The sequence below is a fragment of the Pantoea sp. JGM49 genome, assembly GCF_018257655.1.
Taxonomy (GTDB): domain Bacteria; phylum Pseudomonadota; class Gammaproteobacteria; order Enterobacterales; family Enterobacteriaceae; genus Pantoea; species Pantoea communis.
Genome location: NZ_JAERJM010000001.1, coordinates 377,991 through 394,568, shown reverse-complemented (window position 1 = coordinate 394,568; position 16,578 = coordinate 377,991). Strand labels below are relative to the sequence as shown.

Annotated in this window: 15 protein-coding genes; 9 read left to right on the top strand and 6 right to left on the bottom strand. The window is 55.5% G+C overall.

Annotated features, from left to right (window positions below; genetic code table 11):
- Window positions 1-282 precede the first annotated feature (282 nt).
- The 4 genes from JK231_RS02010 (at window position 283) to pqqU (ending at window position 4,110) form a co-directional block, all read left to right on the top strand.
- Window positions 283-837, top strand: coding sequence for a TetR/AcrR family transcriptional regulator (locus JK231_RS02010; protein ID WP_237448742.1), 555 nt, complete (start codon window positions 283-285; stop codon window positions 835-837).
- 89 nt (window positions 838-926) lie between these two features.
- Entirely contained in the window at window positions 927-1,166 is a 240-nt protein-coding gene (locus tag JK231_RS02005; protein ID WP_097117211.1) for a hypothetical protein, read from the top strand.
- A 263-nt stretch (window positions 1,167-1,429) separates the two neighbouring features.
- Window positions 1,430-1,651 carry a DUF3606 domain-containing protein gene (locus JK231_RS02000; RefSeq protein WP_306439518.1) on the top strand — a complete coding sequence of 74 codons (222 nt, stop codon included), beginning with the start codon at window positions 1,430-1,432 and terminating at the stop codon, window positions 1,649-1,651.
- Between the two features lie 335 nt (window positions 1,652-1,986).
- On the top strand, window positions 1,987-4,110 hold the full coding sequence (gene pqqU, locus JK231_RS01995) for a TonB-dependent receptor PqqU (RefSeq protein WP_211727869.1): 2,124 nt from the start codon (window positions 1,987-1,989) through the stop codon (window positions 4,108-4,110).
- A gap of 113 nt (window positions 4,111-4,223) precedes the next feature.
- On the opposite strand, the gene JK231_RS01990 is transcribed toward pqqU, so the two are convergent.
- The 3 genes from JK231_RS01990 to JK231_RS01980 all read right to left on the bottom strand — a co-directional run bounded on the left by JK231_RS01990 (window position 4,224) and on the right by JK231_RS01980 (window position 5,855).
- Window positions 4,224-4,778: an isochorismatase family protein gene (locus JK231_RS01990; RefSeq protein WP_097117212.1), complete on the bottom strand. Its 555-nt coding sequence runs from the start codon at window positions 4,776-4,778 to the stop codon at window positions 4,224-4,226.
- Between the two features lie 17 nt (window positions 4,779-4,795).
- Window positions 4,796-5,221 (bottom strand): MarR family transcriptional regulator, encoded by a 426-nt coding sequence (locus JK231_RS01985; RefSeq protein WP_097117213.1) that lies wholly within the window; start codon window positions 5,219-5,221, stop codon window positions 4,796-4,798.
- Window positions 5,222-5,309: 88 nt separating this feature from the next.
- Window positions 5,310-5,855, bottom strand: coding sequence for a helix-turn-helix domain-containing protein (locus JK231_RS01980; protein WP_097117214.1), 546 nt, complete (start codon window positions 5,853-5,855; stop codon window positions 5,310-5,312).
- A 97-nt stretch (window positions 5,856-5,952) separates the two neighbouring features.
- Between JK231_RS01980 and JK231_RS01975 the strand changes: the two genes are divergently transcribed.
- From JK231_RS01975 to JK231_RS01960, 4 genes are all read left to right on the top strand, one after another.
- Entirely contained in the window at window positions 5,953-7,131 is a 1,179-nt protein-coding gene (locus JK231_RS01975; RefSeq protein ID WP_058959995.1) for a benzoate/H(+) symporter BenE family transporter, read from the top strand.
- Between the two features lie 153 nt (window positions 7,132-7,284).
- Complete coding sequence (locus tag JK231_RS01970; RefSeq protein ID WP_211727868.1) at window positions 7,285-8,628, top strand: SrfA family protein; 1,344 nt, start codon at window positions 7,285-7,287, stop codon at window positions 8,626-8,628.
- A gap of 2 nt (window positions 8,629-8,630) precedes the next feature.
- Complete coding sequence (locus tag JK231_RS01965) at window positions 8,631-11,603, top strand: virulence factor SrfB (protein ID WP_211727867.1); 2,973 nt, start codon at window positions 8,631-8,633, stop codon at window positions 11,601-11,603.
- Window positions 11,600-13,972 (top strand): virulence factor SrfC family protein, encoded by a 2,373-nt coding sequence (locus tag JK231_RS01960; RefSeq protein ID WP_211727866.1) that lies wholly within the window; start codon window positions 11,600-11,602, stop codon window positions 13,970-13,972. Before JK231_RS01965 ends, JK231_RS01960 begins: the two co-directional genes overlap by 4 nt.
- On the opposite strand, the gene JK231_RS01955 is transcribed toward JK231_RS01960, so the two are convergent.
- The 3 genes from JK231_RS01955 to JK231_RS01945 form a co-directional block, all read right to left on the bottom strand.
- Window positions 13,973-14,239 carry a barstar family protein gene (locus JK231_RS01955; RefSeq protein WP_058959999.1) on the bottom strand — a complete coding sequence of 89 codons (267 nt, stop codon included), beginning with the start codon at window positions 14,237-14,239 and terminating at the stop codon, window positions 13,973-13,975. It abuts the gene before it with no gap.
- A gap of 2 nt (window positions 14,240-14,241) precedes the next feature.
- Window positions 14,242-14,676 (bottom strand): ribonuclease domain-containing protein, encoded by a 435-nt coding sequence (locus tag JK231_RS01950; RefSeq protein ID WP_211727865.1) that lies wholly within the window; start codon window positions 14,674-14,676, stop codon window positions 14,242-14,244.
- A gap of 88 nt (window positions 14,677-14,764) precedes the next feature.
- On the bottom strand, window positions 14,765-15,112 hold the full coding sequence (locus tag JK231_RS01945; protein ID WP_100700021.1) for a helix-turn-helix domain-containing protein: 348 nt from the start codon (window positions 15,110-15,112) through the stop codon (window positions 14,765-14,767).
- 295 nt (window positions 15,113-15,407) lie between these two features.
- Here JK231_RS01945 and JK231_RS01940 point away from each other — a divergent pair, with 295 nt between their 5' ends.
- Window positions 15,408-16,562: an efflux RND transporter periplasmic adaptor subunit gene (locus JK231_RS01940; RefSeq protein WP_058960001.1), complete on the top strand. Its 1,155-nt coding sequence runs from the start codon at window positions 15,408-15,410 to the stop codon at window positions 16,560-16,562.
- The last annotated feature ends 16 nt before the right edge of the window (window positions 16,563-16,578 follow it).

Here is a 16,578-nt window from a genome sequence, read left to right as displayed (position 1 = left end):
AAAGGCATTTTTTAATCTCAACCCCGACAAACACAGGGTTAATCAGCATGCTTTTAAACAGCACTGGGGGCTTTCTGGCGAGGAGAATGGGGTAACGATTTACCGGGTTAATTTTATCATTGCGGCAATGACACAAGAATTCGTATTCATCGCTATTCGATTATTGGAAAAAGTTCGCATATGATAAATGGGAAACTAACACTCTATAAATAATTACCGATGTCATCAGAAAACCAAAGCTTAAAAGTCACTCGAGAACGTGGAAGACCCCGAGTCTTCGATATGGACGACGTTTTAGATAAAGCAATGATAGTATTCAGAAAGAAAGGTTATCACGCTTCATCAATAGCCGACCTGGGCGAAGCCATGAGTTTAACGGCTGGAAGTATATATAAGGCGTTTACTGATAAGCGCACCCTTTTTTTGCGGGTATTTGAACGCTACATTGCCCTCCGTAATGCCGATTTACGTCAGCGGTTGCAACATTTCCCGGATGGCAGATCGCGGATTGAGGAATTACTGCAATTTTATTTAGACTCTGCGGTTGAGATTGAAGGGCGTAGAGGTTGTTTGGTTGTTGGGAGCACGGTTGAACTGCAAACGCTGGATGAAGAACTTTCAGCGTTAGTCAGGCAGGCCGTGTTGCGTAATCAAAACTTTCTCGTTTCGCTTATTATTGAAGGCCAGAAAGACGGATCTATTTCCTCTCAACTGGATGCTGAAACTGCGGCAGGCTTATTGCTGTGCGTGGCATTCGGCATGCGTGTGGTAGGTAAAGTTCAGGATGTGACTAATGGGAAAAAAACCATTACTATGGTGATGAAGGTTCTGGAATGATTCATTTGCCATATTAGGAAATAGTCATTTCCTAATTAAATTTAATCATAGCGCTCTCCTGACGCCTGTGATCCCTAAGAGGAATTGATATGTGCATCAATGATGTAGCGAAGAATCACAGAATGGCTATGGAGCAGGATGTGGCACCTCCAAAAGATATTTCAGAAGAGGAAGCCCTGGGGCGCGTTGTGGGCGAAATTTTAAGCGCGGGAAAAACGCTCAGTCGTAAAACACTGTGTTTTGAATTGCTCAAAAAGCTGGATGAAGCTGAAGAATCATCAGTTAAAAGGCACTATTCAAATATTTTTAAGAAATTATTGTCTTGTTAGCTTATAAATAAAAAGCGCATCCGTTTGATTGCTTTTAATATCTCTATTTTGAGCAATCATCGTTTCGTGTCGCCGACATCCTTTTTGTATTCGATAACATCATGGGCCAGTGCTTGCCGTTACGCTTATTCTTCTCGTTTCTGTATAAGAAACATCCCAATCATGGCTCAAACAAAGTAATAGGGAATAATCTGCTTTCCCCAGCGCAGAAAAAAAACAAAATCACCTCCTCATCAGATAAGAATTAATTATGTTTTTAAGTCATGAGGATAATAAAAATGAAAGACCCTATACAGCGTCGCATCCCGTCAAATTTGTCGCGCATTGAATTATCTGAACAATGGCAAATCACTTACTGGACGCTCACTCTGCATACGACTCAGGAAAGACTTACCCGGGCGGTGCGAGAAGTAGGATCAGAGACCGAAGCTGTTCGCCGATGGCTCACTGAGCATCCTCCTGCCCGACAACCTCAGTCTTATTAAGGTGATAGGCTATCGTCATGACACTGGCGGGATAGACGCATAAGGACAACGTGAGCGCAGTTTCACTATCGTTATGGCTTATGAATCCATCCGGCAGCCGCTCAGTCGTTTGCGTTGTCCCTGTTCAGCCCATTGCCAACAAAATAGCCATGAGTCAACGGCCTTTACGCAGCAAACGTCACAGCCCTCTCCCTGCCTGAGGTATAAAACGCTAATAACAGCATTTATTTAATATAATGCGTGAAAATGTAATACCATTTATCGGCAAAACTATTAACATATGCGCGATTAATGTTCCATTTGGTTCATTCCACGTCTTTATACGGTCTTTCATAATGAAAATTGCTTTACTGCGACAGGCACCGTTGCTGATGCTGCCTGCATTATTCCCTTTGCAATTGATGGCGGCGGATAATGCCAGCAATACCATGGTCGTCAGTGCCGCGCCCGCGGGCACCGGTTTGTCAGAGCTGGATACGCCCGCGGCGGTGAGTGTGGTGTCTGGTGAGGATATGCGTCATGCGGCACCACGCGTCAACCTCTCGGAAAATCTCGCCAGCGTGCCGGGCATGCAGATTCAGAATCGCCAGAACTATGCGCAGGATTTGCAAATTTCCGTGCGCGGATTTGGCTCGCGATCAACCTTTGGCCTGCGCGGTATCCGCCTGTATGTCGACGGTATTCCCGCCACGATGACTGATGGTCAGGGACAAACCTCAAATATCGACATTGGTTCGATTGATCATGTTGAAGTACTGCGCGGCCCCTTCTCAGCCCTGTACGGCAACTCGTCGGGCGGTGTCATTAATGTCGAGACCCAAACCGGCCAGCAGCCTACCACGCTGGAAGCCAGCACCTGGTACGGTAGCTACGGCAGCTGGCGCAACAGCGTCAAAGCCAGCGGCGCCACCGGTGATGGCACCCACGCCGGTGACGTGAATTACACCGTGTCGGCCTCGCGCTTTACCACCCATGGCTATCGCGATCACAGCTCGGCAGAGAAAAACCTCGGTAACGCCAAACTCGGTGTGCGCATTGATGATGTCAGCACCCTGACGCTACTGTTTAACAGCGTTCACGTGGATGCGCAGGATCCCGGCGGTTTGACCGAGGCGCAATGGAAAGATAATCCGCGTCAGGTTGCAAGTAACGTGACGCTTTACAACGCGCGCAAAACCGTCGACCAAACGCAGGCTGGGCTGCACTATCAGCGCCAGATGAGCGAGAATGACGATCTCAGCGTGATGATGTACGCCGGTGAGCGTGAAACCACGCAGTATCAATCGATTCCGATGGCGACCCAGCTGAAAGCAGGCTATCCCGGCGGCGTGATTTCGCTGGCTCGCCACTATCAGGGGATTGATACGCGCTGGACCCATCGCGATACCGTGTTCACCCTTCCTGTGACGCTGACCGCCGGTCTCGACTATGAAACCATGACCGAAAAGCGTAAGGGTTATCAGAATTTCACCACCAGCAATGGCGTGACGGATTACGGCGTGCAGGGTGATATGCGCCGCAATGAACGCAACCTGATGTGGAACCTCGATCCTTATCTGCAAACGGCGTGGCAGTTCACCGATAAGTGGTCACTGGATGCTGGTGTGCGTTTGAGCACGGTGAATTTCGACTCCAACGATTATTACGTCACTTCCAGCGATCCCGATGACAGCGGTAATCGACGTTATCACCGCTGGCTGCCTGCCGCCTCACTGAAATATGCGATTGATAATAGCTGGAATGCCTATGTGTCTGCGGGCCGTGGCTTTGAAACGCCTACGCTAAATGAGTTGTCTTATCGCTCAGCCGATCAGTCTGGCCTGAACCTCAATCTGAAGCCGGCGACCAGCGATACGGTTGAGCTGGGCACTAAAAAGCGTATCGGTAACGGTTTAATTACCGCCGCCGTGTTCCAGACCGATACCAAAAACGAAATCGTCTCTGACAGCAGCTATGAAGGCCGCACCAGTTATAAAAATGCCGGTGAAACCCGTCGTCGCGGGCTGGAGTTGGGTCTGGATCAGGAGTTTGGTTATGACTGGCACCTGAAAGCGGCGTGGACCTTGCTGGATGCGCGCTATCGCTCTAACGCCTGTGGCACTGAAAGCTGTGACGGCAACCGTATTCCAGGCATCGCACGTAATATGGCCTATGCCGGGTTAGCCTATGCGCCGGATCATGGCTGGTATGCCGGCGGTGATGTGCGCTACATGAGCGACATTGCAGCGGACGATGAAAATGATGTCAAAGCACCCTCTTATACCGTATTTGGCCTGAACTCGGGTTATAAGTGGCTGGTACAGAACTGGACGCTGGACTTGTTTGGTCGCGTGGATAACCTGTTTGACCGCACCTATGTGGGTTCAGTGATCGTCAATGAGAGCAACGGTCGCTATTACGAGCCGGCGCCAGGACGCAACTACAGTGTAGGTCTGACGGTAAGTTATGCGTTTCAGTAACTGACATCGCGCCTGATAAAAAGCCCTGCAACCTTATTCGGATTGCAGGGCTTTTTTTTTTATGCCGTTTTGACAATGCGCATGCAGTGCATGAGCATGCCTGACCAGTCGTTTTACTTCAGCAGAGCCAGCACGTCGGTGGTTGAGCCGGTTTCGCCCAGACGCGGGAAGATACGCTCAACGCTGTTTTGGTGGGTATCAGCGTTCAGACAGGTCATCGCATCTGTTGCCAGCGTGACGTTGTAACCTAGCTCGTAAGCCTGACGCGCAGTGGATTCCACGCCAATGCTGGTGGCGATACCGCACACCACCACCTGAGTGATACCACGCTGCTGCAACTGATCGTGCAGATCCGTATTGTGGAAACCACCCCAGGTCTTTTTCGTCACGGCAATTTCATCGGCTTTCAGCGCCATTTCCGGTACCAGCACAGCCCAGTCGGCTGGCAGTTCGCCACTATGACGCGCCTGCTCGTTACGGCCTGGTGCGCCACCGGCGACATTCACTTTCACCACCGGCAGGTTTTTGTCATGAAACGCCTTAACCAGCTGTGCACAACGCTCAACCACGACATCGGCTGACAAAGGCGCAACAGGAAGACGGACAATGCCGTGCTGCAGGTCAATCACAATCAGGGCGGTTTTTGCGTCTAAGGTCGTTAAAGCCATGGGAATTCCTCTCAGGATTATTGGTCGGCAATACGTTGCAGTAAGGGAATAGCGGCCATTAAAATTTTCTGCTCCGCACTATTAAGCGTGGTTGCCATGCTTTGGAGTAGCCAGTCATCACGTTGTGCACGATTGGCGGCGATCAGCCTCAGGCAGCTTTCGGTCGGCAGATAGCGGGTTTTACGGCCGTCCAGCGGATCGGCTTCCCCTTTCACAAGTCCCTGCGCCTGCAAGCTGGCAACGGTCGCACCCATCGACTGGCTGCGCACGCCTTCTAACCCGGCCAATTCGGTTACCGTCATTGCGCCATCGCGCACCAGATAACCCAATACAGAAACCTGTGGCCAGGTGAGATCGCCCGGTGGGGCCGATTCGCGCAGACGTCGCGCCAGTTTGCCATTCACGCTGCGTAGAGTCGCAGCCGCGCTATTCAGGTCGCTCATGGCACCTTCTCCTTACTGATGAAGCGCGAGTATATAAATACGAAGGCAAACTGTGTAGTTTACCTTCGTATCAATTTGTAATTGGCACTCACGGCCGCTTGATGTAATGAATCAAACTGTGAAAACGCAGAGGTGTGCTGAGGGGATTGCGATAACTGTGCGCGACATCCGCCGCAAACTGGTGCGCTTCGCCGTTGAGCAGACGACGCCAGGTTCCCTCCACGCACAGCAGCAGCTCACCTTCCAGCACCACCACCTGCTCAATCACGCCACTTTCGTGTGCGGAAGAGTCGCTTTGTGCACCGCCAGCAAGGGTGACTTCCAGCAGATCAAAACGCAACGCGGCATCATATGGCAGCAGCGGCTTCACCTGCATTAGCGCATTGGGTTGGCTAAAAGTCGCGGCGATACCCGGCGGTTGATCGCTACCCTGAACAAAAAACGAGAAAGGCACATTGAACCCGGTGGCGATTTTCCACAATGTTGCCACCGTTGGGCTGGATTCACCGCGTTCGATTTGGCCCAACATCGCTTTGCTGACGCCGGTGCGATCCGCTGCCAGTGTCAGGCTCCAGCCGTTCGCCTGGCGCAGTTGTTTTAACGCCTGACTCAAATGTTGATGCAGATTTTCCATGATATCTCCTGGCAAATTCGCGCGCAGTGTAGCACTTGTGCGTTATAACACACTCGTGCGATAGTGTGCGTTATAACGCACAGCAGGATGCAAACCGATGATCACCGCCACTTCGCGCAACGCTTTCTCTTTCCCTATGCTGGTTTCCGGCTTTATTGCGGTGCTGGTGGGATACAGCAGCACTGCCGCATTGATTTTCCAGGCCGCTCAGGCTGCAGGCGCCTCGCCGGAACAAATCGGCGGATGGCTGTCGATGCTCGGCATTGGCATGGGTCTCGCCTCTTTCGGTCTTTCGGTGTGGACACGCATGCCCATTCTGGCCGCCTGGTCGACGCCGGGGGCGGCACTGTTGGCCACCAGCGTGCAGGGCCTGACCTTAAATGAAGTGGTCGGCGTGTTTGTAGCGACCAATGCGCTGATCGTACTGAGTGGCGTGACCGGACTGTTTGCCCGCTTGATGAACCACATTCCGCAATCTTTGGCAGCAGCGATGCTGGCGGGGATTTTACTGCGCTTCGGGATCGGCACCTTCACCGGTTTACAAGGCAACTTCGCCCTGTGCGGCAGTATGTGTCTGGTGTGGCTGTTAAGCCGACGCTGGCTGCCGCGCTATGCCATCATTCTGGCGCTGATCGCTGGCGTGCTGGTGGCGGTGGGTCAGCAGGCGATTCATTTCCCGCCGCATGCTCTGACGCTGAGCGTGCCGGAATTTATCATGCCGCAGTTCACGCTGGCATCGCTGATTGGGGTTGGATTGCCCTATTTTCTGGTCACCATGGCCTCACAAAATGCACCGGGCATTGCGACCTTACAGGCGCATGGCTACCAACCGCCGGTTTCCGCTCTTACTGGCTGGACCGGTTTTATTGCGCTGATCTTGTCTCCTTTCGGCGGCTTTTCGGTGTGCATAGCGGCCATTACCGCTGCCATTTGCATGGGAGAGGATGTGGATGCCGATCCGAAACGACGCTGGATGGCCTCCGCGATTGCCGGGATTTTCTATCTGCTGACTGGCTTTACCGGCGCGCTGATTGCCATTCTGTTAAGTGCCTTGCCGCAGGTGCTGATCGCCACGCTGGCCGGGCTGGCGCTGCTGGCTACCCTCTCCGGCAGCCTGCAACGCGCTCTCGCCGAGCCCGATCACCGTGACAGCGCCATCGTCGCCTTTTTAATCACCGCCAGTGGTATCTCTCTGCTGGGGATTGGTTCTGCCTTCTGGGGATTAATCGGCGGCATGATCACCCATCTGGTGCTGAGCCACCGCGCACGCGCTTAAAATTTCAGCAACCGACGCTTACACGCGGGAAAAACACCCTGTTTTTCCCCCTTTATCAGCCGTTTGATTCCCCTGCATTTGGCTTAAGATCACCAGTATCGCCAAATACACACACTATTTTGCTTCAGGCAACCACCGATAAGGGCCCTACGAGTGGCAAAAACTTTTCTGCGCAGCGGCAATCTGGATTCGGTACTGGCACTGGGTGAAAACGGCCAGCCGGTCTGGGCTTCTGCCCTGCAAATCCGTGAAACACTGCGTTTACGTCGCCAGACGGCGCTGGCAAACTGCCTTGCCATTCCCCAGGCTAACGAACGTGGGGACCGCCTCGACTGGTATGCGCCCTTTAACGGCAAAGTAAAATCCTGGCGCGGTGCCAGCGATCATGAGCGGCAAAAAGCGCTGGAACTCCTGACACTCAATCAGCAGGATTTACTGGCTGCAAGTCTACGCGCGCGTGACGCGGAGAATCCGGCCATGCGCCTGTTTGGCGCCTTACTGAGCAAGACGTTGCAGTTCCCGGATCAGCAATATGTTTATCTGGTTGATGGCAAACCCGTCATCACCTTCTGGGGCTTTGTCGATCCGCAGGCGCGCTCACGCGATGACGCACTGGCCTGCCTGCGCGACAGCCTCGAAGAGGATTTACCGCCGTTGCTACCAGAACCACCGGCTGCGGTTATCGTGGCGCCGGTTATTGCGCCTTTGATTGAAGTGCCTGCCGTTGTGGCTGCACCCGTGGTGGAAGAGCCCGTTGAGATCGCCCAGCCTGAACCCGAAGCGCCACAACCCGTACCTGAGCCTGAGCCTAAAGTTGAACAGCCGCCTGTTCGCCGCCCTTCCGCATTGCGTCCATTGGCATTGCTGCTGCCGGTTGCCGCCGTGGTTGCGGCTGGCGTAGCGTTCTGGGTGCACAGCTCAGCGCCTGAAGCCACACCGCCAGCCCAGGTTGCCGATGCACCGGCTCCCGTTTTCACGCCACCGCCAGTGGTCGCGAAAGCTGAGAAACTGGCCGCCACGCTGCCACAAAAAACCGCCACGGTCACCGCTGCGCCTGTGCCTGCCGCGCCTCCTGCGCCGCCTGAGGTGATTGCTGAACATACGGAACCGGCCAAGGCCGATGACCTGGTGATGACCACCGAAGATGCGCGTATTGGCTCCGTGAAGTTTATCAACGGCACCTGGCGCGTGATATTACGACAAACTAACCTGCCAACCGGTAAGCCACCGAGCCTGCGTTACCAGCTGCGTAACGGTAAAGGCATCGCTACCATTACACAGGGCGACAATATCCGCTGTAAAGCCGATGTGACTGCCGCAATGACGGTGGACGGCACCATGGTGGTTCGCAGCCGCTATACTGCGACCTGCAGCGACAAATCGCGCTACCGCATGCCGGAACTGGTGTGTAAAGCCGGTGATGGCATTGCCAGTTGTACTGCGCAGTACGGCGCAGATCAGGTCTTCCCGTTGACGATTAAGCGTGAGAGTAAGTAAACATGTTGGCTCCCCTCATCGATGACAAACAAAAAATCACGCTGATTGAAGATAGCGGTGTGCAGTTTCTCGATTTTGGCTTACGTCTGCCTGCCTTGCAGGCGCGCCGCCAGTTCGTTCGTCAAACCGCTAACGGTCCGCTGCTGCGTCTGAACGTGGACGGTAACAGCGGCAAATTTTTGCTCTATCCCGAAGATGGCGGTGCAGCAGAGGTGGTACGTCCCGAGTCGGACATTGCACTGGCAGATTCGTTAACGCTGCTGGCACACCAGTGGCTGCCGCTGCCGGTGCTGCGCTGCACCAGCGGTCGCCGTTTTATTGGCGGCCCGGATAACTGGGCACGCCTGCACCTGGCACCGCTGGCACAGCCCGATGCCGCAGGTAACACCCATCGCATTACGCTGGCGTTTGACACCCGTATCGTGCCGGAACAGGACGGCGGCGAACAGCACGGTCTGAGCAAAGCCGATGCGCAAAACGGCGTGAGTTTCGCCCTTGCCTGGCACAACTATGAACTGGGTGAGTTTCTGGACCACACCTGGGTGGATGGCTGGCTGCGTGAAACCTTTACTCAGCAGGTCAACGCGCTGGAATCTCGCCGCGAGCAGGAGCTGAATCAGGCGCTGCGTGAGTTTGAGTATCAGGCACACTATCTCAACCTGCTGGAGCTGCTGGGTGAGCAGTTGGATCTGGCCGAGATCTACATTCAGGCCACCTCGCTGCAAACCCCGGCGGTGAATGTCGATATCATCCTCGACGTTGGCAACTCGCACACCTGCGGCATTCTGGTGGAAGACCACGCTGAAGAGAGCAACGGTCTGCGCCAGACTTACGAACTGCAACTGCGCGACCTTTCTGAGCCACATCAGGTCTACAACGAGCTGTTTGACAGCCGTCTCGAATTCGCAGAAACCCGCTTTGGTAAAGCAAACTTCTCACTGGAAAGCGGCCGCGAAAACGCCTTTATGTGGCCATCGCTGACGCGCGTTGGCCGTGAAGCCAGCCGCCTTGCCCTGCTGCGCGCGGGTACCGAAGGCAGCACCGGTCTCTCCAGCCCGCGCCGCTATCTGTGGGATGAAGCACGATATCAGCCAGGCTGGCGCTTTAACGCCCATGGCAGCAGTGATGAGCCACAGGCAACTGCGCTGCCTTTCACCCTGTTGCTGAATGACGAAGGCCAGCCGCTGCACGCGCTGGCGGAAGACGATCGCCTGCCGGTGTTCTCTGCCAGCTACAGCCGCAGTTCGCTGATGACCTTTATGCTGTGTGAGCTGCTGGCTCAGGCGATGATGCAGATGAACAGCGTGGCACAGCGTCAGCGCATGCCGCAGAGCCAGGCTCCGCGCCAGCTGCGTCATGTGATCCTCACGCTGCCTTCCGCGATGCCGAAACCGGAACGCGAGATTTTCCGTCGTCGCATGCAGGAAGCCATCGCGCTGGTGTGGAAAGCCGAAGGCTGGCATCCGGCTGAGGAAGATTTCAGCGTGCAGAGTCAGGCGAAAAGCCTGCGCCCGGTGCCGGATGTGCAGATGGAATGGGATGAAGCCACCTGCGGACAAATGGTGTGGCTGTTCAATGAAACCCAGGTGAACTTTGCCGGGCGTGCGGAAGATTTCTTCAGCAGCATGGCGCGTCCGGATCGTCCACGTGAAGTCGACGAAGTACCGGGTAAAAGCCTGCGCATCGCTTCTATCGATATTGGCGGCGGCACCACCGATCTGGCCATCACCCAATATCGTCTCGATGACGGCCAGGGTAACAACGTTAAAATCACCCCGCGCCTGCTGTTCCGTGAAGGCTTTAAAGTCGCAGGCGACGATATTCTGCTGGATGTGATTCAGCTTTGGATTCTGCCTGCACTGCAACAAAGTCTGCAGAAGGCTGGGCTGACGCTGGCTGAACCGCTGATGAACAAGCTGTTTGGTCACGACAGCCGCATGGATGGGCAAGCCACGCTGCGTCAGCAAGTCACCCTGCAGCTGTTCATCCCGCTGGCGCAGGCCGTGCTGGAACGCTACGAAAATTGGGATCCGCTCGACAGCCACAGCGAAATCAATGCGCTGTTCGGTGAGCTGGTGCCACAAAAACCGGCCAGCAGCGTGCTGGCGTTTGTTAACGGTGAGATTCAGCGCACGCTGGGCGGCGACAACCGCTTCGATCTGCTGGATGTGCCTTTGGTGGTCAGCATGGCGCAGCTGCACGGTGAGTTCCTGCAGCATCGCATGGCGATCATCCCGGCCCTGCGTGCCATGTGCGAAGTGGTGTCGCTGTATCAGTGCGATGTACTGCTGTTAACCGGCCGTCCTTCGCGCTTCCCCGGCATTCAGGCACTGGTACGCCATCTGCAGCCGCTGCCGGGCAGCCGTATTTTGTCGCTGGAAGGCTATCACACCAGCGACTGGTATCCGTTCAACAAACAAGGCCGCATTGATAACCCGAAATCCACTGCTGCCGTCGGCGCGATGCTGTGCCTGCTGGCGCTCGATCTGCGTCTCAGCAGCTTCTGGTTCCGTGCGGGTGATTTCGAGCCTTACTCCACCATTCGCTATCTCGGCGTGCTGGATGAAACGGCCACGCTGAGCGATGACAACCTGTGTTACAGCGAGATCGACCTCGACAAAGGGGATTTTGCACTGGATCGTAAAAGCAGCTTCCGCATTCGCGGCAACGTCTGCCTCGGTTTCCGTCAGCTGGATAATGACCGCTGGCCAGCTTCACCGCTGTACAGTCTGAGCATCACCGATCCGCATCTGGCACGTAAAGTCGCCGGCGAAAGCATCCTGCGTATCAAGCTGGCGGTACAGCCGGGGCCGGACAACTTTGGTCCGGAGCGTCTGGTGCTGAGCGATGCCCGCATGGATGACGGCACTCGCGTGCCGCTTGAACAACTGAGTCTGAAACTGAATACGCTGTCTGCGACCGGCAATGCCAACGCGCAGTATTGGATTGACAGCGGGAGCGTCTGCAAACGATGAGAACTGCCAAGAGAGCCACCTCTGTTACGCCCGCCAAACGTCTGAGCCTAATGCAGGAGACGCTGGACGGCGCACTGAACTGGATTGAAACCCATCAGGCGCAGGCACCGCGTCTGGCACTGGAAGCGGATACGCTGCGGCTGCAACTGCGCCGCGCGCGCGTGGAAAGTCATGCGCTGGCGCGTCAACTGGGACGTCCGGTGACGCTGGCGATGTTTGGCCAGTCACAGGCGGGCAAAGCCTGGCTGTTGAGTGAAATGGTGGGCGATGCGCAGGGCCAACTGATGGCGCGTCTGGGCGATAGAATTGTGAACCATTTCCAGAACATTAATCCCGGCAATCTCGATTTTGCCATTGCCACCCGCTTCAGCCACCAGCGTGAAACCCAGTCCAGCGCCTGGCCACTGGAGATGACGCTGCTCAATGACGTGGAGCTGATTCGTCTGGTGCTGGCCTGTGCCAAAATCGAAGCACAGCCAGACAGTGCGGTGATCGATGCCGCGCTGCAGCGTTTACAGCGCCATCGTCAGGACGAGCCACAGCCGGGCCTCGACAGCGATGCTTTGATTACATTGTGGGCGTGGAGCCGCCGCCAGCATCGTCACGCCGAGGTACTCGATCGTCACTTCTGGCCACAGGCGGTGGAACTTGCTCCGTGGTTAAACGTCGATGACCGCATTCAGCTGTTTGCGTTGCTGTGGCCTAATCAGGTGGCACTCAACGAACAGCTGCGTAATCTGATGCACCTGCGTCATCAGCTGCGCCAGGCACCGCGCCTGCTGGCACCGCTGAGCCTGTTAACCGATGACGCCTCGCTGCCTGCGGAAAAACTGATCAGCAACGATGCCGACTGGCAGGAAATGATTGAAGTCTGCCCGATTGTCGCCAATCGTGTCGCTAAACCACAGCAGGTGCCGTTGGGCCTGCTGGCGTTGCTAACGCTGGAAATCACCGTTCCGCTGAATTCAACGCCGCGTCAGGCACTGTATGACGAAGCCGATATGCTGGAGCTGCCAGCGCCCGGCCAGCCTGCCGACGTGGGTCAGCAAGAAGATTTAGCCCAGCTGCGCAAACGCGATCCTCTGCGGGCGGCGCTGCTGGAGCAGAAACGCGCACTGCTGCCGGGACTGTATGCCGCGCGTCAGGGCATCGACCTTATGCTGATCTGTACCGCCGCCAGCCAGCGTCAGGATACCGACATTGCGGTTAACGCACTGCGTGAATGGCATATCCATCAAACCGTAGCGGCCAGCGGCGAGAAGCCACGCCTGATTTGGGCGATTACCCCGCACGATGCGCGCTATCAGCAGCAGCAGATTAATGTTGATGAAGCCGTACAACGTCAGATCGGGCAACCAGGACAGAGCTGGGGATCCATGCTGGCACTCGATCGTGCCGGTGTCGATCGCATGGGCAGCTGGTTGCAGGATGAAATGCAGCCAGAAGCACGTCGTGATCGTCTGGCCCAGCAATTAAGCACTTTGCAGCAAAAGCTGGTAGAGCGTTTGCAACCGTGGACCGAATCCACTGCCACGCCAGAACAGGCGGCACGCAAGCAGGCGATTTCCGATACCTTGCTGAAATGCTTGCAACATCGCACTGGCCTGCACGGCGAACTGCTGGAGCGCTTGCAGCCTTCGCGCGAAGCGGTGCGTCAGCTGTGGCTGAGCCAGAGCAGTGGCACTGTCGTGCAGCACAGCGCGAAAACCGCTGCGGCTGAGCAGAGCTATTTTGGTATTGGCTTTGAGTTTGACCTGTTTAAAGATGAACCGGTGGCCCCTGCGGAACCGCGTAACAGCAGCGGCCAGCGCGATCAGCAATTCCCGCAGCAGGTGTTTGCGCTGTGGCTTGAACATCTGCGACAGTTGCCGGAAAGCCGGAGTTTGCTGACGCTGCTGAACGTGGATAAGCCGACCATGGAATTGCTGGTAGAAGAGCTGATTACCGCCAGCTTCCGCCTGAAGGTATTAAGTAAGCTGCAAAGCGCGCTTAACGAACCGGATGCGCAGGCCAGCGCGCATGAAGCGCGGACCGATCGTCAGGTCTCGCGCGCGATGACGGTGTTGGGTGATTTTGTCGCCTGGCTCGGCTTCCTGCAGCGTCCGGAGAGCGAGCGGCCTGAGAGTCGCGTTAATCGCGGACAAACCATCTTCGCCCGACCGCCTGCGCCGAGCGTGAGCTTCTCGCCAGGTCAACGTTTAACACGTTTGTCAGCCGCACCCGCCAATCATACCGCCTATTATATCTATGACTGGCTGGTGGGATTAAATTCGGTCATTGTGGAAAACAACGGCTATACCGGCGGCAGCGACCTGCCCGCCAATGCCCGTCAGATGCTGGCGATTCTACTGCTGCCGCTGCACGCGTAATCAGTCATGAATCAGGCGCAGCTCGCCTCGCAGCTGCTGCGCCGCCTCTTCCATCAGCGCCAGCACCGGTGCAAATTCCGCCTCACTGGCCAGTGCAACATGACGTAAATGCAGTTCAGCCGGCAACGCAATCCCGCCCGTCAGCCAATCCCACAGCGCATCCAGATTACAGCCAAACTCCCCGCTGCAGCCGCTTTGCGCCACAAACTCACTGTAAAACGCCTGGCGATCGGCCAACTGCTGGAAATCAAAAGAGAGGGTCAACATGGTTAGTTCACCTGTTTGAAGCTGCGATAGTGATCGGTGGTGAGAAAGATCAGCCCATCTGAAGAGTAAAGCAAACGATCGGCATCGCGGTGGCCGCAGTCGTAATTCACATCGGCTTCATACCACTGACGCCCTTGTTTCATCGGCAGACGCTGCTCACGATTGCTAAAACGATCGCCACCAATCGCCCGGCCAGGCAATACGTTGCACAAGTCGCCTTTGCTCGGGTTCCAGCCCTGATGGCGGGCTTCGCTTTTGGTGAGGTATAAATCGGGCAGTTTATGGTGCTGCTGTAACCAGCGAGCGACGGTATTGGCATCGGTGAGTTGCGCAATGTCAGCGCTGTGCGCAGCGGTTTTACCGCCTAAGTGCGGTTTCAGTCCGGCCCATGTGGCGGCCAGCGCGAGGAGTAATCCAATCCAGAGTTTCTTTGACATAGTGACATCCTGAAGGGCAGGACGCCGATAATAGCAGTTTTATCGCGGAGAAAAACGCGGGCCAGCATGGCTGGCCCTGGCGGAGGTGTTACTGCATCGCGCTGGCGGCAGGAACGGCATGTCGACGCCATGCACCTGGCGCTACACCGAACTGACGTTTGAAGCTGCGATTAAACGACTGCTGCGAATCAAACCCCAGTGAAATCGCCACATTAAGGATCGGTTCGTTGGTGGTCGTTAAACGGTCCGCCGATTTTTTCAGTTTCTTATTACGAATGTACTCGCCCAGCGGATAGCCGGTGTGCTCTTTGAACATACGCTGCAGGTGCCATTTCGAATAACCGGCGCGCCCTGCTACGGTGTCCAGATCCAGACGTGCTTCAATGTTGTTATCAATCCAGTCGATCAGATCGTGAATAAATGCGTCGCTCATCATCCCATTTTCTCCCGTCGCCTTAACGAACAGTATCAGTATCAGTTGCAATTACACTTTAAGGGTGACTGACTATGACATTTAATGCAAGTTTTATTATTGCATTAAATGCCGCACTCGCCGTAGGGGCTTTTCCCCACTGAAACGAATCGATCAAAACAGCACATAAAGTGTATCAGATATTCTTGCAGATGCAGTTTGCAGCAGCCTACACTCATCGCGTTTTAATGCAATCTTAAAAGTTGCAGATTTTTCGTACATGTCCTTTCTTTTTTCACACCAACGCGGAATAACAACAATGCATCTGCAAACATATGGGGTTCGTCGGGCAGTAAGCCTGTCAGGAGTGATGTTGCTGGGAAGCCTGCTGGCCGCTTGCGATCGGGGTGTGGCGCAAAACGCCCCGCCACCGCCGCCCGAAGTGAGTGTCGCGCAGGTGGTCGAACAAAAAGTCAGCCAATGGGATAGCTTCAATGGTCGCTTTGAAGCGGTGCAAAGTGTGCAACTGCGCCCTCGCGTTTCCGGCTATATCGATCAGGTTAACTATCGCGAAGGCGATGACGTGAAAAAGGGTCAGGTGCTATTTACCATTGATGACCGCACCTATCGCGCGACGTTAGAGCAGGCACAAGCTGAACTCGCGACCGCGCGCAGTCAGGCATCGCTGGCGCGCAGTGAGTCGGCACGCACCGATAAACTGATTGGCACCAATGTGGTATCCCGTGAAGAGTGGGAACAGCGTCGTTCTGCAGCGAGTCAGGCGCAGGCCAATGTGCTCTCCGCGCAGGCCGCCGTTGATATGGCGCAGCTGAATCTCGATTTTACCCGCGTCACTGCCCCGATTGATGGCCGTGCCAGCCGCGCGATGATCACCACCGGTAACCTGGTGACCGCCGGTGACAGTGCCAGCGTGCTGACCACGCTGGTGTCGCAGGATCGTATGTACGTCTATTTCGACGTCGATGAAGCCACCTATCTGCAGTATCAGGCGATGGCACGTCAGGGACAAAATCGCGGTTCGCTGCCGGTGGAAATCGCGCTGACCGGCGAGCAAGGTTATCCGCATCGTGGCACCGTTGACTTCCTCGACAACCAACTCACCGCCAGCACTGGCACCATTCGCATGCGTGCCACGCTGGATAATCATGAACGTCAGTTCACCCCAGGTCTGTTTGCCCGCGTGCGTTTACCCGGCAGCGCCGCGTTTAACGCGCTGTTGATCGACGATAAAGCGGTGCTGACCGATCAGGATCGTAAATACGTGTATGTGGTCGATGCGCAGGGTAAAGCCGAGCGTCGCGATATTCAGGCTGGCGAGCTGGCTGATGGCCTGCGCATTGTGCAATCCGGTTTGAAGCCGGGTGACAAAGTGATCGTCAATGGCCTGCAGAAAGTCTTCATGCCTGGCATGCCGGTGAAAGCTCAGCCGGTGGCAATGCGCTCCGCTCAATAATAATCGAGACTGCCTG